We start from the raw sequence: 19,708 nt of genomic DNA on the forward strand, positions 1-19,708 counted from the left end.
CTAAAAAGCGAATTATTCTATTTAAAAAAATTCAAATCCGTTGAAGATTTTATAAAAGAGTTAAAATCTTATATAAAATATTATAATACAAAACGGATAAAGATAAAACTAAAAGGACTTAGTCCTGTAGAATACAGAACTAAGTCTCAATTAGTAGCTTAATTAATATGTCCAATATTTTGGGTGCATATCAAATTTCTTACTTGCACTTTTTTGTTTCACGTGAAACATTTTATTTCTGTTTCAACTTATTTTCACTATCTGGTGTGATTTTAAACCATGCTGCATACATTGTTGGCAAAATGAGCAAAGTTAAAATCGTAGCGACTACTAAACCACAAGAAATAGCAATTGCCATTGAACCCCAAAGTGTACTTGGTACAAGTGGCATCATTCCAAGTATTGCCGCTGCTGCTGTAAGCATTATTGGACGGAAGCGCAATACAGCAGAATCAATAATAGCATTCCATGGTTTTTCACCATCAAGCATATGTTTCTTTATCTGGTCAATCAAGATAATTGAATTACGAATAATCATACCAAATAAAGCCAAGATACCTAATACTGCCACAAACCCAATTGGTTTATCAAACAATAACATACCAAAGCTAACACCAATTAAACCAAGTGGAGCTGTAAGTACAGTCATTATCATTAACTGTACACTTCTCAATTGGAACATCAATATAGTAATAACCGCTATGACCATCACAGGTATAGGTTTTAACAAATGTTCCATGGCTGTTTGACTATCCGACATAGCTCCATCTGGTTCAATGCTATAACCAAATGGTAAATCTTTTTGTAAATCAGCTAATTGATTATATATTTTTTCAGTTGCATCATTGGCTGTTCCTTGATAAATACTACCACGAACAGTGATTGTAGGTTTTAAATCACGACGCCAAATAACACCATCTTCTGCACGATAACTAATTTTAGCAATCTGTTCAAGTGGTACATATCCATATTGCCCTAAATAAATCGGTAAATTGCGCACTTTTTCCAAATTATCTCTATCGTCATCAGATAATCTCATCACTATATCAATGGTTCTATCACCTTGATAAAATTGAGCAGCTGTTGCTCCTGTAAGCTCTGTATATAAAGTCTGGGCAACCATTTGACTAGATATACCCATTGCTCTCAATTTATCTTGGTCTAATTCTAAATGAAGTGTTTTTGCTTTTTCTTGCCAATCAAAATTTACATTGTAAATATTACTATCTTGGCGCATCTTCATAGCTACTTCATCAGCTATATTTTTTACCTTATCCACATCATATCCTGAAACTCTAATCATTACAGGATAATCAGCAGGTGGCCCCATTTGTAAAAATTTAATATTTGATTGTACTGCTGGAAAATCTTCATTTAAGATTTTAAATAATTTTTGATTTAAATATTCTCTAGCTTCTACATCTTTTGCTGTAATTACAAATTGAGCATAATTATCCTTTGGTAATACAGGATCAAAAGTCAATACAAAACGCGGAGATCCTTGACCTGTATAATAAGTAAAATTATCTATTTTATCTTGTTCTTCACTTAAAATAGCTGCTAATTTTTCAGCTTGTTCTTCCGTTGCCTTTATAGATGAACCTTCTGGCAAGGTAAGTTCTACTACAAGCTCTGGTCTTTGAGATGGTGGGAAAAATTCTTGACTTATAAATTTCATACAATAAATAGAAATAGCGAATATAACCACTGTGCTAGATAATATTATTTTTTTATGTGTTAAGCAATAACATAATATCTTTCTAAAAAATGTATAAAATTTACTTTGATATGGGTCTACATTTCCCTTTTCATCTTTTTTTACTTTAACTTTAATTATTTTATAACCATATAATGGAGCTACCATTACAGATACAATCCAAGATAAAATCAAAGCTATAGCAATTACAGGGAATAACGCACTACAAAATTCAGATGCTAATCCATCGGCAAAAGCTACAGGTATAAAGCCTGCACAAGTAATTAGTGTACCGCTAAGCATTGGCATAGCTGTCGCTTTATACGCATAACAAGCAGCACTAAATCTATCTAAGCCTTCTTCAAGTTTTACACTCATCATTTCTACAGCAATAATAGCATCATCCACTAATAAACCTAAAGAAATAATCAACGCTCCTAAAGAAACCTTATGCAAATCTATACCTAAAGCTTCCATAGCAACAAATACGCCTAAAATAACAAGAGGTATACAACCTGCAACTACCATACCTGTTCTAAGTCCTAAACTCAAAAAACTGACTGCCAATACGATGATAATTGCTTCTCGCAGGGAACCTACGAATTCATTTATTGAGTCTTTTACTACTTGAGGCTGATTAGATACTTGATTTATCTCTAAACCTGTAGGTATATATTTTTGCACTTCTTCAATAGTATTTTGTAGATTATCACCTAGAGTTAAAATATTACCTCCAGCTTCCATGGAAACAGCAAGACCTATAGCTGGTTTTCCATTGTAGAACATCTTTGGTTCTGCTGGTTCTACATATCTACGTTCTACTTTGGCTATATCTGCCAAACGCAAAATTTTACCCCCAGCATTGATAGGCATTTCTTTGAGCATATCCACATCAGCGAATTGTCCACTTAAACGTAAATATACATTATCCGTTTGAGTTTCAATCATGCCCGCAGGTGTCATTTGTTGTTGAGTCTGCACTGCTTGCATGATATCTTGAGGACTAATACCCAATTCAGAAAGCTTATCTAATGAAGCTTCTATATATATTTTTTCAGGCTGTTCACCTACAAGTTCTACTTTGCTGACATTATCCACAGTCAATAAGATACGTCTTATTTTTTCTGCCTTTTCACGCATTTCTTCATAAGAATAACCATCACCTGTGATAGCATATATAGAACCATATACATCATCAAATCGGTCATTATAATATGGCCCATAAACGCCTTCTGGTAAATCCTTTTTTATGTCATCAACCATATTGCGAACTTCAAGCCATGTAGGTCGTATCTTATCATTATCTATATCATCACGTAAATTCACATAGATAACAGCTTCGCCTGAACGCGAAAAACTTTTTACATAATCAAGACCTGGTGTATCTTGCAATTTTTTCTCAATCTTATCTGTAACTTGTTCTTCCATCTGTGAAGCTGTCGCTCCTGGCCAAGCTACAGACACTACCATTTGCCTAATCGTAAATGAAGGGTCTTCCATTCGTCCCAATTTCGTATAGGAAAAAATTCCTGCAAAAAAAATCACAACGATAAAGTACCAGACTAGATTTTTATTTTTTAATGATACTTCTGTTAAATTTCTCATAAAGTATCACCATCCGCTAATTTTACTGATTGCCCTTCATAAAGTTTATGCACACCTGCTGTTACTACTACATCACCTTTATTTAATCCACTGACAATCACGTCATTTTTTCCCAAAGATATTACATTTATATCTTTTAATTCCACACAAGAAGCATTGTTGACGATCCAAACTTGAGTTTTATTTTCCACTTGATACAACGCACTCAATGGCAAACTAATATTTGTATCACCATTATTTGCTCCTGCAAATATAACATTTGCAGTCATACCTAATTGAATATCAGATGGAGGATTTACAAGACTAATTCTAACTTTATAAGTCTTTGCTACGGCATCAGCTATTGGTGATATTTCTCTGACTACACCTTGAACAGTAGTGCCTTTTAAAGCCCAAAAATCAACTGTCGCATTTTGGCCTATGCTTATATCTTGAATTTTATTTTCAGGAATGGATATTTCAATCTCTCTTTCTCCATCTTGAATAAGTACAGCTACGGTCTGACCTGCACTTACGACTTGACCAGTTTCACCACTTACACTAGAAATAACACCATTTGCATTTGCGACTAATTGTGTATAACCCAAAGAATTATATCCTTGTGTCGCTTGAGCTACAGCTTGATTATATGCTGATAAAGCACTATCATAAGCATTTTGATATTGGTCTAAAGATTGAGCACTAACTGCATTAGCTGCATATAACTGTTCATATCTAGCAAGATTAGATTGTGCTAAATTCAATTGCGATTTAGCAGCTTCCACTTGAGCATCATAGGCATTTACACTCTGTCTAATATCTTTGTCATCAATGACCATCAAGATATCTCCTGCTGATACTCTATCTCCTAAATTTATATTTCTAGATAATATTTTTCCACTAACTTGAAAAGCTAAATTAGTTTCATAACGACCTTTAACTACACCTGCATAATTATCTTCATTACTACTTGCACCATAATCAATTGTCTGTGTTTTTACATAAACAGTGTTATCCACAACTTGTTCATCTTTTCCACAACCTGTGCATAAATATAAAGATAATAACAAACATAGCACAAAAAATATTTTCTTCATCATAAATCCCTCCTTCTGTATTCATTTCTATTTTATTCATCACTTATATAATATCAGAAAAATCCTAATATAATAACAAATTTTATCATCTCATCTCACGAATGAATAAATTCATTCATTTAAATATTACTACAAATAAACTATACCGTCAAATAAAAAAAACTAAGTGTCGATATAATATAACACCTAGTTTTTTACATCTATATCTATAAAATGTTTTCCCAACCTTCACCTAGTAATTCAGGTTCTTTTATATTTAAAATCAATACTAAATTTGTCTTTAAATACTCTAAAAAAGACTTAATATAATCCTTTATATTTTGCTTAGGCATTTCTTCATGAAAAGTATGCACCAAACCAAAAATAAAAATCTTAGTCGTTCTTTCTATATCATGACAATTAAATATCTTTTCTTCATTACCTTGCTTAATTATCGGTATAATCACTTCTATAATCTGTCTAGAAATACTATCTAATCTATCCGCACGTAAGGCACTTACTTCACTATTAGCTTCAAACTCACCATGTTTGATAATATATTGAAAAAGTCTTTTTATCGTAACATTAAATTTATCAATTGCTTTCATATTTTCAGGAAAAGGTTGTCTTATTTGAATTAAAATCTGCTGTGCATAAAATTCAGCAGTTGCTGTGAATATCTCCGCTTTAGATTTAAAATAACGATAACATAATCCTTGAGATATATTTAAATATTTAGCAATATCTTGTATAGTTGTATGCTCATATCCCTTTTGGGAAAATAAATGTAAGGCTGCTTCTATGATTTCTTGTTTTCTCTCTTCTGGGTCTTTAATAATTCTTACACGAGAATTACTCATTATCTCCACCTTTACCTTTCCTAAATATAAGTTGAATTAATTCATTATTTATCATTTTTATTTATTTTGTCAATAAAAAAACCCTGATAACAATTTATCTCTGTTATCAGGGCTAGGTATATTACTATATATTTTTATAAATTAAGCATAATACATACTTGCATTTATAGCATTAATAATTTCTTTTTCAGTTTTAGCTGTCTTAGAAGCTTTCAACTGTGCAGGTGTCATTGGTTGTACATATTTAGAGAAATGATTTCTAATAAATCTTGTATCAATATCACCTGTGCAGAAGTATTCATTTTTCAAAATACGTTGATGAAGTGGTATTGTTGTTTTGATGCCACCAACTTTAAATTCATTTAAAGCACGACGCATAATTTTAATAGCATCACCGCGAGTACGTCCACGTACTACGATTTTTGCAATCAAAGAATCATAATATGGAGATATGGAAAGTCCTGCACAAACACCACTATCTACACGAACACGAGGTCCACCAGGTTCTAAGAAGAAATCAATTTTTCCTGGAGATGGCATGAAGTTATTATCTGGGTCTTCAGCATTGATACGACATTCAATAGCATGACCTGTGAATTTTACATCTTCTTGTTGTAAGTCTAAAGATTCACCAGCTGCTATGCGAATTTGTGTACGCACAAGGTCAATACCTGTAACAGCTTCTGTTACACCATGTTCTACTTGAATACGTGGATTGATTTCCATGAAATTAAACTGATTTGTTTTCAAATCAAGTAAAAATTCTACAGTACCAATATTATTGTAGTGAACACTTTTTGCTGCTTTAATAGCTAAAGCACCAACTTCGGCACGACGGTCTGGAGTTAAAGCAATAGAAGGAGATTCTTCTAATAATTTCTGATTACGACGTTGTAAAGAGCATTCACGTTCACCTAAGTGAATAACATGACCATAATTATCAGCTACAATCTGTACTTCAATATGACGAGAATGTTCAATATAATGTTCAAAATAATATTTTACTTTATTTATATCAATGATAGTTAAGATATTTCTTAAATCATCTTCGCTGTTAGCGATAAGCATACCCTTACCACCACCACCAGCTACTGGTTTTAAAATAATAGGATAGCCTACATCTTTTGCTTGTTCAACAGCATCTTCTACGCTAGTCAATGGAGTACTACCTTTTGACATTGGAATACCTGATGGTATCATTGCAGCTCTAGCTTCATCTTTATCGCCAACTTTACGGATAGTATCTGCCCATGGACCAATCCATGTCATTCCAGCTTTAGTTACCATTTCTGCAAAATCAGCATTTTCGGATAAAAATCCATATCCTGGATGAACGGCATCTGCTTCTGTTCTTTCAGCAGCTTCCATCAAAGCATCAATATTTAAATAGCTTTCACTAGCATCAGCTGGACCAATATTATAACTATAATCTGCTAATCTTACATGCATTGCATCTGCATCTTCATCAGAATAAACAGCTACAGTTTCTATACCCATTTCTTGACAAGCACGTATGATACGTACTGCTATTTCACCACGATTAGCAATTAAGACTCTTTTAAACATTTATTATGACCTCCTATAAGCCAATCTTATCATTTCATTGGTTCTCTTTATACTAAATACTATTATAAAAGAGCCTTCTTAGTAAATTTAAATATAAATGTTATGGCAATCGGCTCATCTTTAATAAAATCTATAACTTTTTGTTATAGATTTTATACATATATTACATAACTAAAATTATTATATCATAATAAAACAAAATATCAATAAAAAAATATATGTATATATGTATACAATATTTTTAGTCAAAAGTACTTATTGACAGGCTTATAAAGATATTTCAAAATAAAACTATATTATAAGGAAAGAAGGACTTACAAATGATTGATATCTTAGATGTCCACACCCACACAATCGCTAGTGGTCATGCTTATAGCACACTTCAAGAAATGATTGATAGTGCAAAAACTAAAGGTCTAAAATTATTGGGAATTACAGAACATACAAATAAAATGCCTGGAACTTGTTCTGAAATATATTTTTACAATTTTAAAGTTATCCCTAGAAAACAAGATGACCTACTAATTCGCATGGGTGCTGAAATCAATATTATAGATTATGATGGAACTATGGATTTATCCACAAAAGCATTCAGTAAAATAGACTATGGTATTGCTAGTCTTCATGATATATGTATAAAACCTGGTAGCCAAGAAGAAAATACATCTGCCATAATCAATGCTATGAAACATGATAAAATAAAAATTATAGGTCATCCTGATAATGGCTATTATCCTGTTGATTATGAAAAACTCGCTCTTGCTGCTAAAGAATATAATGTTCTTTTAGAACTCAACAATAGCTCTGTACGACCTGATGGTGAACGATTAAATTCTCGTGAAAATATGAAAATCTTACTAAAATATTGTGCACAACATCAAACTAATTTAATTATCAACAGTGATGCTCATATCGCAAATGATGTTGGGAATCATAAATATGTACATCAAATTTTAACTGAAGTGGATTTTCCATCCACATTAATTGTGAATACATCTGTGGATAAATTTAAAAAATTTATTGATTAATCACAAAAAATAGATAAAAAACATCTGTTTATCCACAAAAATATATATCATCTTGTGGATAAGTGGATAAATAGAAAAAGATGTGTATATCTTTATAGAGATATACACATCTTTTTTATTTTCTCTTCACTTTTATTTTATTATTATCCCAAAAAGCCATGTCAAAACGTAATTTATTTAATGTATCTTTTATTATATATTCATTTAATTTTTCTGGAGAAATAGCTTTATATAGCATAACTAATTTTATAGCTTCCACACTAGTATAATCATCGGGGGATAATTTACTTGCTATCATTTGAATTAATTTATCACGCATTTTTTTTACCATATCCATATTACAATCTACATATTGTGATATATCTTGATAATTAGCCCATGGCATTTCTTCAAATATTTCAATTATAGTAGCTTCTTTTTCTTCTTTTATTTCTCGCAGACAATTAAAACAAATAGGTTTTTCTTTTGGCGTTAATCTGCCACATCGCTCACAGGCTATCCACCCGTAATCTTTTTTTAATCTTGTTAATTGTATACTTTTTAAATAAATCGTTTTTAATTTTTGCCTTAATTTTTCATCTTCTATTTGTTGGACTTTAGTATCTGCTAATATTAAATCCTCATCTGTTATTGGGACTCTTCGTACATATTTTCCTAAATCAATTTTTCTTTCTAAAATAGATGAATAATTATCTATTTTTTTCTTTCTTAATCTAGTAAATTGTATATCTTTAACAAATTTATACCCTAAAAAATCATTTATTTTTTCAATGATTTCTATCTTTAAATATTGAAAATTATTTGCCCATACAGACGAATTTGCATATACATATAATACAGCAAAATTTATTTCTTGAGGGGATATATGCTTTTCTATTTCCTTGCCTACTATATCCCCCCATTTGTAAAAAATTTGGTTTTTCTTATACTCTTTTAAAAGACCTAGATTTTTCATTGTTTTAGGAATTATTGTATTTCCAGTCTCAAATAAATTATTTGAATATGCTCTTTTCATATTGTTAATTCATATAATAAATAATATTATATGCCTTTCTCATTTATTCACTGACAATTCCTTTTTCTACTTTGAAAAATTTATTTTTAGGGTGGGAATTAAATAAATTTATATCTGTTGCTGTGATTAACGTTTGCACATTATTATCTTGCAATAAAGATAATAAATTATCTCTTCTACGCGTATCTAATTCGCTCATTACATCATCTAATAATAATATAGGATATTCTCCTGTTTCAAGCTTTAAAAATTCTAATTCAGCTAATTTTAAAGATAAAACAGAACTACGCTGTTGACCTTGAGAGCCAAAAGATTTTAATGAAATATCATTGATGAAAAAATCAATATCATCTCTATGTGGTCCAATACTTGTAGACCCCCTATAAATATCATTATCTCTATATTTACTTAATGCTTGTATATAAAAATTAAATAAATCATCGAAACTATTTAAAGCCTCATTTTTATAATTATGGATATTATATCTTATATTAAGTATTTCCATTTTTTGAGATATTTCATAATGTATTTTTTGAGCTAATTTTGATAATTTTTCTATACCCCTTAATCTTTTTTCCACAATAAATGCTGCTGTCTTTGCAATTTGTTCATCCCAAGTGTCTAGCATAGGTATAAGCTTTTTATTTTCACGGATTTTTTTTAATAAATTATTGCGTTGTAATAATAATCTATTATATTGCACTAATTCATTATAATAAATTCTACTAATTTGAGATAATTCTATATCAATAAACCTTCTTCTTAATAGGGGTGAACCCTTAATAAGCATTAAATCCTCTGGAGAAAATAATATCATTGTTAATAATCCTGGTAAATCTTTCTGTTTAATAATTTCTCCATTAAAATTTAATTCTTTTCGCTTATTCTTTTTTAAAATTATTTTTAATATAGAATTAATATCTCTTTTTGAAAATTTAACATTTATACTAGCTTCATCTTTCCCCCATAGTATTAAATCCCCCTCAGTGCGAGTTCGATGAGATATACCTAAAGAAGAAAAATATATAGCTTCAATTATATTTGTTTTTCCCTGTGCATTAAAACCAGTAAAAATATTTATATTTGAAGATAATTTTAAATTTAAATTATTATAATTACGATAATTATATAATGTTAATAAATCTATTTTCATAATTATTACATAGTCTTTGTGCGTACAGGAGTAACAACATAAACAAAGTTTTTATTATCTCTTTGCGTAATAGAAGCTGTTGTTAATGGTTGATTAAAGGAAAAAATAAAGTTTTCAGCATCAATAGCTTTTAATACATCTATAATATATTTAGCATTAAAAGAAATATTTATTCCAGGACCTTCAATATCCACATTTATTGTTTCTTCTGCTTTACCAATATTTGGATTATCTGAGGAAATTCTTACAATGTTATCCACAAATTCAAAATGAATAATATTATAATCACCAGAACGAGATATTAAAGATACACGGTCTAAAGCAGATTGGAATTCATTTTTATTAATATTTACATGTGTTTTAAATTCTTTAGGAATAACGCGGTTATAATCTGGGAATTGACCTTCAATTAAACGTGAAATTACATATATATTTTCATAAGAAAAGCTTATTTTATTATGTGTACAGGAAATTTGAATGTCTGTTGGTATTTCAGAATTAAATATATGTGTAAATTCATTTAATATTTTTGCAGGAATAATTATTTTAATATTATTATCTGATATATAATTTATATTTTCTTTTATTAATGCTAATCTGTGCATATTTGTTGCCGCCATTACGATATTTTCATCAGTAATATCCATTAAACAGCCTGTAAATACTGGTCTTGATTCATCTGTTGCACAAGCAAAAGATGTTTTTTTGATAAAATTTAAGAATATATCATTTTTTAAATTAAAATTAATTTGACCTTTTAATGGTTCAATAATAGGGAATTCATTTTCTTGCATATTTAATAAATTAAATTGTGCAGAATTAGAGCGAATGTTTACAGAGTTATCACTGTCATTATTTTTTATTTCTACATATTCACCAGGTAAAGTACGAACAACTTCGTATAAATATTTTCCTGGTAATACGATAGTACCTTCTGTTTCAATTATTGCTTTTATTTTACAGATAATGCTGATTTCATAATCTGTTCCTTGTAATTCTATATAGTTTTGATGTGCTTTGATATATATGCCAGATAATATAGGCATTTGTGGTCTACTTGGTACAGCTTTTAAAACTGTTTGTATTGCTTGTACAAGTTCTTTCTTTTCACAGGTGATTTTCATGAGTTATCCACTCCTATGTTATTATTCTATTATTATTATATATATATTATATTTTAGTAGTATTAGTAGTAGGTATCTGTGGATATGTTGATAAGTGGCGTAAAACCTTATGGTATATGGCTTTATGCCTGTTGATATCTTGTGGATATTTTGTGACTAATTATCCACATATCCACATCGTTGTGTATATTATAAAGTTATACACAAGTTATGCACAGCTTATCAACAAGCTTATCCACAACCCTTGTTAATAAGTTTTAACTTGTGATTAATTTACGTATTTCATCAATGACGCTAGCTGTTTTTGGATTATCTTGATATTGTTTTTTGATTTTATCATGGGCATGCATAACAGTTGTATGGTCTCTACCACCAAAGTTGCCACCTATTCTCGGTAAAGAAGCATCAGTCATTTCTCTAGCTAAATACATCGCTATTTGGCGAGGAAAGGCAATATTGCGATTGCGTTTTTTTCCATTTAAATCTGCTAATGTTAGTTTGAAATATTTAGCAACTGTTTCTTGAATTAATGCTATGTTGATAACTTTATCCACTTGTTTAACTGTCGTTTCCTGCTTAGTGATGGTATTTTTTAAAACATCAACAGCTAATTCATTAGTTACAGGATAATGTTTAAATGACGCATAAGCTACAACTCTAGTCAATGCTCCTTCTAATTCACGAACATTATTGTCGATATGGCTAGCGATATATGTCATGACATCAAGAGGTACATCTAAATTATCCATTAAAGTTTTTTTCTTTAAAATAGCAATTCTTGTTTCTAAATCTGGTGCTTGAACATCTGCAAGTAATCCACCTTCAAATCTAGAACAAAGACGGTCTTCTAAAGGTTTTATTTCTTTAGGGGGTCTATCGCTAGATAATATAATTTGTTTATTAGCATCTTTTAGAGCATTAAAGGTGTGGAAAAATTCTTCTTGAATTCGTTCTTTATTTGCCAAAAATTGAACATCATCTACAAGTAATACATCAATGTTGCGATATTTTTGACGGAAAGCAGCAGATGTGCCATCTTTAATAGAATTAATTAATTCATTTGTGAATTTTTCGCTAGTTGTGTATAATACTCTTTTTTGTGGATGTTTTTGCAAAATTTTATGACCTATTGCATGCATTAAATGTGTTTTTCCTAATCCTACACCACCATACATAAAAAATGGATTGTAATCTTTTGCAGGATTTTCAGCAATAGCCAGTGCTGCAGCATGAGCAAAACTATTAGAATTACCAATTACAAAACTTTCAAAAGTATATTTAGGATTAAGTGAAGATTTATCTCCAGGATTGATAGGAAGAGGTGTCTCTGTCATTTCACTAGGTGGTTGCATTGCTTCTGTTAGTGTTGGCTGAAATAAATCATTTGATTGTGCCAAACTGGTAGCTTTTTTCTTCGTTCTAACTCTAGTATTGCGTTTTTTTAATTGTTGTTGTTTTAATTCATCTGGATAAATAGTTTCTGCGTCTTTTGTACTTTCAAGATTAGTGATGGAAATTTCTAAATGTGCTTTAGTGATTTCATAGCAAGAATCTGTTAAAAATGGTAAATAATATTTTTCTACCCAATTTTTGGTAAAAACATTAGGTGCACCTAGTTCCAACATTTCTGTAGTGAGTTTTATCGGTTTTAATGGCTTTAACCAATTATTACAAACTCGCGTGGATAGTGAATTTTCAAGATTTTTTAATATTTCTTCCCAAGTTGCCTGTAATTGAATATCCGTCATGGAGATAATCCTTTCTTAAAATTTTTTATAAAACTTATCCACAGAATTTGTCAAAACCTGTGGATAAGTGCATAAATATATTATCAAAATGAGTATGATATATCAACAAGTATTTTGAAATCTGTTGACACAAAAACAGCAGTAGTCTATAATTCTAATAGCTATAATTTGAACTATTATGGTGTTTTTTAAGGAGGTGTGAAAATTGAAACAGACATTTCAGCCAAATACTCATTGGAAAAAGAAAACTCATGGTTTCCGTCAACGTATGAAAACTAAAGGTGGTCGCCTTGTTTTAAAAAGAAGACGTACTAGAGGAAGACATAAGTTATCCGCATAATAATAGGTCACTACGGTGGCCTCTTTTTCCTTTTGTCATAAGTAGAGATAGTGCTTTTCACTATCTCTACAACTGGGAATGATTTAGTTTTTTGTATTTTGCTTAATATATATGAGCATAAACGTCAGATTAACTTCCCAAGTGAGGGTAACATGAAATATAGTTTGCAAAAGAAACTCATTGTTAAAGAAAATAGTGATTTTCAAAAAATTTATCGTTGTGGCCGTTCTTTAGCAAATAAGAACATGGTTATGTATTATTGCAAAGCATTTCACCCTTCTCACAAAGTGGCTTTTGCTGCTGGTAAGAAACTTGGAAATGCTGTTACTAGAAATCGCGTAAAGCGATTGCTTCGAGAAGTATATAGACTACATCGTCATGAAATAAAAGATGATTATTGTCTTTTACTTGTAGGCAGAGCGGCAGCTGTAGATTTAAAGTCTACAGCTTTAGAGAAATCATTTTATTCACTATGTAAGCGTGCTAACATTTTGAAAAAAGAGGTTGAAAAAAAGTGAAGCGGATTTTCATGGGTTTGATTTTATTTTATCGAAATTTTATATCTCCATTGAAACCGCCTTGCTGTCGCTATATTCCGACTTGTTCAGAATATGCCTTAATTGCGGTAGAAAAATATGGTGTCGTTCACGGTGGCTGGATGGCAATAAAACGCATATTGCGTTGTCATCCTTTTCATAAAGGTGGATACGACCCTGTAAAATAGATGTTTATTTATGGTTATTCGTTGGTAATTTGAAATTTACTTATAGGATGTGATGATTTGGATTTTATTTCTTCTATTTTTAATCCAATTGTGCAGTTATTAGAATTTATCTTGGGTATTTTCCATGATTTTCTAAGCACAGTAGGTTTGGAATCTTATGGTGTGGCAATTATAGTATTGACTATTATTATAAAAATGGCATTTTATCCGTTGACTGTAAAACAGGTAAAATCTATGAAGGCAATGCAAGAATTGCAACCAAAAATGAAAAAACTTCAAGATAAGTTTAAAAATGACCCAAAACGATTACAACAGGAAATGGGTATGCTTTATAAAAATGCTGGGGTAAATCCTTTAGCTGGTTGCTTGCCACTTTTAGCTCAGATGCCTATTTTGATGGCAATGTTTTATGCTCTTCAAAGCATTGATTATGGTGGAGATCCAACATTTTTATGGATTATGAATTTATCTAATCCAGACCCATACTACATTTTGCCTGTTTTATCAGCAATAAGTACTTATGTAGTACAAAAACAAACATCTTCAGCTTCTAGTTCTCCACAGATGCAAATGCAGATGAAGATTATGTCTGTAGTAATGCCTTTATTTATTGGTTGGATTAGTTGTAATTTTGCAGCTGGTTTAGTTATTTATTGGATTGTCAATAATATTATGCAGATATTGCAGCAGTGGTGGATGTATAGACATGAAGATACTTCTGCAAAAAAGGGGTCATAATATATGGCAAGAGTTATCGAAGTAACTGGTAAAGACATTGAAGAAGCAAAAAAATTGGCTTTAAGTCAATTGGAGTTGCCTCAAGAACGTGTTATTTTTGAAGTATTAGAAGAACCTTCAAAGGGCTTTTTCGGTTTAATTGGTGCTAGAGTTGCTAAAATAAGAGCAACTGAAAAGGAATTAACACCATTGGAAAAAGGTCAAGAATTTTTAAAGAAGATTTTCAAATCCATGCACAAAGATATACAGATTGAATGTATTGAAGAAGATATAAATTATAAATTCAATCTCATTGGTGATGATTTAGGTGTATTGATTGGTAAACATGGTCAGACACTTGATTCATTGCAGTATCTAACAAATATGGCTGCTAATAAAAATGTTACAGGTGCGAGAGTTCGCATTGTTTTAGATGTGGAAAACTATCGTAAACGCCGTGAAGAAACACTTTGTCAATTAGCAGAAAGATTAGCTAATAAAGCTAGAAAATATCGCACAAAAGTAGTTTTAGAGCCAATGAATCGCCATGAACGTAAAATTATTCATATGGCACTTCAAGATTATGCTGATATCATAACTTACAGTGATGGTGTTGAACCTCATCGTAAAATAGTTGTGGATATTAAACATAATAAAAACGAAGATTTAGTAATTTAATAGTGAAAATAAAGCTGTGAAAGGGCTGTTTCCAATTGTTTATATTATTTGGGGCAGTCCTTTTGTGTCTAATTGGAGGATTTTTGATGAAAAACTTTGGGGAAAATGATACTATTGTAGCAATTTCTACACCACCTGGAGAAGGTGGCATAGGTATTATTCGCATCAGTGGTGAAAATTCTGGAATTGTTGCTAGTAAGTTATTTAAATGTGCCAAAAAGGATTTGACTGTAGAAAATTTTGAAAGTCATAAAGTTGTATATGGTAAGATTGTAGATGAAAAAGGCAATGTCATTGATGAAGCTTTATGTATAGCAATGTGGGCACCTAATTCTTATACAAAAGAAAATGTAGTAGAAATTCAAAGTCATGGTGGCGCATTAGTTGTTCGCCGTATTTTAGAATTGGCATTGCAAAATGGTGCTAGAATGGCAGAGCCAGGTGAATTTACAAAACGTGCTTTTTTAAATGGTAGATTGGATTTATCACAAGCTCAATCTGTAATGGATATCATAAAAGCGAGAACAGATGCTTCACTTCGCATGGCAGCAGGTCATCTTCAAGGTAAATTTTCTGATGAAATCAAAGCTATGCGTCATGATATTTTAGAAGTCATAGCTCATTTAGAAGCTTCCATAGATTTTCCAGAAGATGATATCGAAGATGTGGCAAAAGATGAAGCTAGTGCAAAGGTTAGAAGTATAAAAAATCGCATAGAAGAAATGTTATCTACGTTTAATACTGGTAGAATTTTGCGTGATGGTTTAGTAACAGCTATCATTGGTAAGCCAAATGTAGGTAAATCCAGCCTTTTAAATACGCTTTTGCGTGAAGATAGAGCGATTGTAACAGATATTCCAGGGACTACAAGAGATAGTTTAGAAGAATATGCAAATATCGGTGGAGTTCCTTTAAAGATTATAGATACAGCTGGTATTCGTGAAACAGAAGATAAAGTAGAACAAATTGGTGTAGAAAAATCCATGTCTTATGTACAAAAGGCAGATTTGATTTTAGCTTTATTTGATACATCTTCTGATTTAACAAAAGAAGATGAAGAAATCATTAATTTATTACAAGGTAAAGAAGGTATAGTTTTACTTACTAAAAATGATTTATCTTGTGTTTTAGATATAGAAGATTTACAAAAACGTTTGCAGGGCAATTTTAAATATATGCAGATATCTACATTCAACAATGATGGCATAAAAGAATTAGAGCAAGAGATTGTAAATCGCGTATATAGTGGCACAGTAAAACAAGCTGAGGGCGTTTTTGTAAATAATGTGCGTCAGGCTAATGCGTTAAAAGAAGCACAAAAATATTTAGAGGATTGTTTAAATACTATTGAAATGGATATGGCAGAAGATTTTATTGTCATAGATATTCGCTCTGCTTGGGAAAAATTGGGAGAAATAACAGGCGATACAATAGATGAAGATATTATTGACCAGATATTTAGTCAATTTTGCATAGGTAAATAAAACGATATAGTTTGAAATAGGAGGAATTTTTTTGTTTATTGCAGGCAATTATGATGTAATTATTATTGGTGCAGGTCATGCTGGCGTAGAAGCAGCTCTTGCTAGTGCTCGTATGGGTTGTAATACTTTACTTACAACTTTGAATATGGATAATATAGCAATGATGCCATGTAATCCATCTGTAGGCGGCCCAGCTAAGGGTCATTTAGTCCGTGAAATTGATGCTTTAGGCGGAGAAATGGGCGTAAATGCTGATAAAACTTGTATTCAGTACCGTATGCTTAATACTGGTAAAGGCCCTGCTGTACAGGCTTTGAGAGCACAAGCAGATAAAAAACTATATCAAAATACAATGAAGCATACTTGTGAATTGCAAGAAAATCTCGATGTAAAACAATTATTGATAGATGAAATCTTATTTGAAGACAATAAAGTAACAGGTGTGGTAGTAGAAACTGGTGAAGTTTATACTTGTAAGGCTGTAGTGCTTGCTTCTGGGACATATTTAAAAGGACGCATTATCATTGGTGAAAATACATATGATGGTGGTCCTAATGGTCAAAGAGCAGCTATAAAATTATCTTCATGTTTATTAAAAGCTGGTGTTGAACTCATGCGTTTTAAAACAGGTACCCCAGCTCGTGTAGACCGTCGTTCTTTAGATTTTTCTAAAATGATAATTCAACCTGGTGATGATGAAGTTCATAATTTTTCTTTTATGAGCGATGTAAAAACTCGTGAACAAGTTCCTTGTTGGCTCACTTATACAAATGAACAGACTCATAAAATCATCAGAGATAATATCGAACGTGCACCGATGGCAAATGGTATTATCACTGGTGTAGGTCCTAGATATTGCCCATCTATTGAAACAAAAATTGTGCGTTTCCCAGATAAAGAACGTCATCAATTATTTATTGAACCGGAAGGTTTAGATACTGAAGAAATGTATGTACAAGGTATGTCTACAAGTATGCCTATTGATTTGCAAATGGAATTTTTACGCACTATTCCAGGCTTGGAAAATGTGAGAATTATGCGTCCTGGTTATGCTATCGAATATGATTGCATTAATCCATTACAATTAAAACCTTCTTTGGAATTTAAGAAAATAAGCGGTTTCTTCTCAGCTGGGCAGACAAATGGTACATCTGGATATGAAGAAGCAGCTTCACAAGGTCTTATTGCTGGTATCAATGCCGCGTTGAAAATTCAAGGAAAAGAACCTTTGATTTTAAAACGTTCTGATGGATATATTGGCGTTTTAATTGATGATTTAGTAACTAAAGGTACTAACGAACCATATCGTGTAATGACTTCTCGTGCAGAATATCGTTTGCTTTTACGTCAAGACAATGCTGATTTACGTTTAACAGAAAAAGGTCGTCAAGTTGGCTTAGTATCTGATGAACGTTATGCTCGCTTTGTAAAACGTCGTGATAGCATTAAAAATACTATTGAATTATTGAGTGAAATTCGCATTCACCCAAATAAAGAAACGCTAGCAAAGATGCAGGAATTTGAATTAGGCTCTATTCACAATACTGTTACAGCAGCGGATTTATTAAAACGCAAAGAAATCAGCTATGATGATTTAAAACATATCGTAGAGCTTCCTGAAATCAGTGAAGATGTGAAAAAACAAGTAGAAATTACTTTGGTATATGAAGGTTATATCAAAAAACAATTAGAACAAGTTGAACGCATGGAAAAACTTGAAGAAAAATTATTGCCAGAAGATATAAATTATGATGAAGTATCTAGCCTTCGCGATGAAGCTAGAGAAAAATTAAATGCGATAAGACCAATTTCCATAGGTCAAGCAAGTCGTATTTCTGGCGTATCTCCAGCAGATATTTCTGTATTACTTGTTTATTTAGAACAATATCGTCGACAGGAGGAAAATGCATGAGCTTTGTAAATGACTTAAGTGAAGTAGCTAAAGAATATGGTTTAGAGCTTACTAGCGACCAAATAAGCGCTTTTAATAGATATTATGAGTTACTAGTCGAATGGAATGAAAAAATCAATTTAACAGCGATTACAGAGCCTAGAGAAGTAGCTATAAAACATATCGTAGATTCACTTAGTTGCTATCAAAAAGAATTATTTACAGGACAGGTAAGTCTTATTGATGTTGGGACAGGAGCAGGCTTTCCAGGACTTCCATTAAAGATATTTTATCCAGAATTAAAATTGACATTGCTTGATTCTTTAAATAAACGTGTGAAATTTTTACAACTTGTAGTTGATGAATTGGGTTTAAAAGATGTAGAAGTAATCCATGCACGCAGTGAAGAAGCAGCAAGAAATAAAAAATATCGTGAAAAATTTGATTTAGCAACAGCAAGAGCAGTAGCTAGATTACCTATCATTTGTGAATATTGTTTGCCTTTTGTAAAACAAGGTGGTACTTTTATCGCTTTAAAAGGTCGTCAATATGAAGAAGAAATACAAGAAGCGCAAAAAGCATTTTCTGTGTTAGGTGGGAAATTAGTTAAATCTATGCCTGTAAAACTCCCTGAATTGGAAGATAAAAGAGCTGTTGTCTATATTAAAAAAGAAAAAGCAACACCTAAAGTATATCCGCGTAAAGCAGGTACGCCAGAGCGAAATCCAATTGTTTAAAATATAGATAAACTGGAAAATAAAAAAAGATAGTACATTTTGAACTGCACCCCAAAAGTTGGACAAAAAACAACTTTTGGAGGTGCAGTTTTTTTATGACTAAATACTCAAATGAATTTAAAGTTAAAGCAATTAAAATGGTTTTAAAAGGAGATTCTATTTTTCATGTAGCTAAAATTCTAAACATGCCAAACACAGCTTCTCTTTGCAGATGGATATTTCATTATGAAAATGGTGGCATCTCACAACTTCTTCATAAAAATCTTAAATATACTCCTATCTTTAAG

At 31.3% G+C, this 19,708-nt stretch carries 19 protein-coding genes; 11 read left to right on the forward strand and 8 right to left on the reverse strand.

What is annotated here, in order from left to right:
* On the forward strand, positions 1-162 hold a 162-nt coding region (locus F553_RS11930; RefSeq protein WP_018999507.1), incomplete at its 5' end, for an IS3 family transposase.
* A gap of 70 nt (positions 163-232) precedes the next feature.
* Here the strand turns inward: F553_RS11930 and F553_RS0110000 are convergent.
* The 4 genes from F553_RS0110000 to F553_RS0110015 form a co-directional block, all read right to left on the reverse strand.
* Complete coding sequence (locus F553_RS0110000) at positions 233-3,301, reverse strand: efflux RND transporter permease subunit (RefSeq protein WP_018999990.1); 3,069 nt, start codon at positions 3,299-3,301, stop codon at positions 233-235.
* A complete protein-coding gene (locus tag F553_RS0110005; protein WP_026297001.1) occupies positions 3,298-4,380 on the reverse strand; it encodes an efflux RND transporter periplasmic adaptor subunit in 1,083 nt (360 codons plus the stop codon). Before F553_RS0110005 ends, F553_RS0110000 begins: the two co-directional genes overlap by 4 nt.
* 203 nt (positions 4,381-4,583) lie before the next feature.
* Positions 4,584-5,216, reverse strand: a complete 633-nt coding sequence (locus tag F553_RS0110010) for a TetR/AcrR family transcriptional regulator (protein WP_018999992.1) — start codon at positions 5,214-5,216, stop codon at positions 4,584-4,586.
* A gap of 141 nt (positions 5,217-5,357) precedes the next feature.
* Positions 5,358-6,782, reverse strand: coding sequence for an acetyl-CoA carboxylase biotin carboxylase subunit (locus tag F553_RS0110015; protein ID WP_018999993.1), 1,425 nt, complete (start codon positions 6,780-6,782; stop codon positions 5,358-5,360).
* 320 nt (positions 6,783-7,102) lie between these two features.
* Here F553_RS0110015 and F553_RS0110020 point away from each other — a divergent pair, with 320 nt between their 5' ends.
* Positions 7,103-7,810: a phosphatase gene (locus F553_RS0110020; RefSeq protein ID WP_018999994.1), complete on the forward strand. Its 708-nt coding sequence runs from the start codon at positions 7,103-7,105 to the stop codon at positions 7,808-7,810.
* A 115-nt stretch (positions 7,811-7,925) separates the two neighbouring features.
* On the opposite strand, the gene F553_RS0110025 is transcribed toward F553_RS0110020, so the two are convergent.
* The 4 genes from F553_RS0110025 to dnaA all read right to left on the reverse strand — a co-directional run bounded on the left by F553_RS0110025 (position 7,926) and on the right by dnaA (position 12,850).
* On the reverse strand, positions 7,926-8,825 hold the full coding sequence (locus F553_RS0110025) for a DciA family protein (RefSeq protein ID WP_018999995.1): 900 nt from the start codon (positions 8,823-8,825) through the stop codon (positions 7,926-7,928).
* Between the two features lie 43 nt (positions 8,826-8,868).
* On the reverse strand, positions 8,869-9,978 hold the full coding sequence (gene recF, locus F553_RS0110030) for a DNA replication/repair protein RecF (protein WP_018999996.1): 1,110 nt from the start codon (positions 9,976-9,978) through the stop codon (positions 8,869-8,871).
* Positions 9,979-9,983: 5 nt separating this feature from the next.
* Positions 9,984-11,102 (reverse strand): DNA polymerase III subunit beta, encoded by a 1,119-nt coding sequence (dnaN, locus tag F553_RS0110035; RefSeq protein WP_018999997.1) that lies wholly within the window; start codon positions 11,100-11,102, stop codon positions 9,984-9,986.
* A 257-nt stretch (positions 11,103-11,359) separates the two neighbouring features.
* A complete protein-coding gene (gene dnaA / locus F553_RS0110040; protein WP_018999998.1) occupies positions 11,360-12,850 on the reverse strand; it encodes a chromosomal replication initiator protein DnaA in 1,491 nt (496 codons plus the stop codon).
* 205 nt (positions 12,851-13,055) lie between these two features.
* Between dnaA and rpmH the strand changes: the two genes are divergently transcribed.
* From rpmH to F553_RS0110085, 9 genes are all read left to right on the forward strand, one after another.
* A complete protein-coding gene (rpmH, locus tag F553_RS0110045; protein ID WP_008539230.1) occupies positions 13,056-13,190 on the forward strand; it encodes a 50S ribosomal protein L34 in 135 nt (44 codons plus the stop codon).
* A gap of 152 nt (positions 13,191-13,342) precedes the next feature.
* Positions 13,343-13,708: a ribonuclease P protein component gene (gene rnpA / locus F553_RS0110050; RefSeq protein WP_015561971.1), complete on the forward strand. Its 366-nt coding sequence runs from the start codon at positions 13,343-13,345 to the stop codon at positions 13,706-13,708.
* Between the two features lie 11 nt (positions 13,709-13,719).
* Positions 13,720-13,914 carry a membrane protein insertion efficiency factor YidD gene (yidD, locus tag F553_RS0110055; protein WP_018999999.1) on the forward strand — a complete coding sequence of 65 codons (195 nt, stop codon included), beginning with the start codon at positions 13,720-13,722 and terminating at the stop codon, positions 13,912-13,914.
* A gap of 57 nt (positions 13,915-13,971) precedes the next feature.
* Entirely contained in the window at positions 13,972-14,652 is a 681-nt protein-coding gene (locus F553_RS0110060) for a YidC/Oxa1 family membrane protein insertase (RefSeq protein WP_008539236.1), read from the forward strand.
* Between the two features lie 3 nt (positions 14,653-14,655).
* Positions 14,656-15,309, forward strand: coding sequence for an RNA-binding cell elongation regulator Jag/EloR (gene jag, locus F553_RS0110065; RefSeq protein WP_019000000.1), 654 nt, complete (start codon positions 14,656-14,658; stop codon positions 15,307-15,309).
* 86 nt (positions 15,310-15,395) lie between these two features.
* Entirely contained in the window at positions 15,396-16,793 is a 1,398-nt protein-coding gene (gene mnmE / locus F553_RS0110070) for a tRNA uridine-5-carboxymethylaminomethyl(34) synthesis GTPase MnmE (protein WP_019000001.1), read from the forward strand.
* A 31-nt stretch (positions 16,794-16,824) separates the two neighbouring features.
* Positions 16,825-18,705, forward strand: coding sequence for a tRNA uridine-5-carboxymethylaminomethyl(34) synthesis enzyme MnmG (gene mnmG / locus F553_RS0110075; RefSeq protein ID WP_019000002.1), 1,881 nt, complete (start codon positions 16,825-16,827; stop codon positions 18,703-18,705).
* Positions 18,702-19,421 carry a 16S rRNA (guanine(527)-N(7))-methyltransferase RsmG gene (rsmG, locus tag F553_RS0110080; RefSeq protein WP_019000003.1) on the forward strand — a complete coding sequence of 240 codons (720 nt, stop codon included), beginning with the start codon at positions 18,702-18,704 and terminating at the stop codon, positions 19,419-19,421. The genes mnmG and rsmG overlap by 4 nt, the downstream gene beginning before the upstream one ends.
* Positions 19,422-19,516: 95 nt before the next feature.
* Positions 19,517-19,708: helix-turn-helix domain-containing protein (locus F553_RS0110085; RefSeq protein WP_019000004.1), on the forward strand; the 192-nt coding region annotated here is incomplete at its 3' end.

The sequence above is a fragment of the Megamonas rupellensis DSM 19944 genome, assembly GCF_000378365.1.
GTDB lineage: Bacteria > Bacillota > Negativicutes > Selenomonadales > Selenomonadaceae > Megamonas > Megamonas funiformis.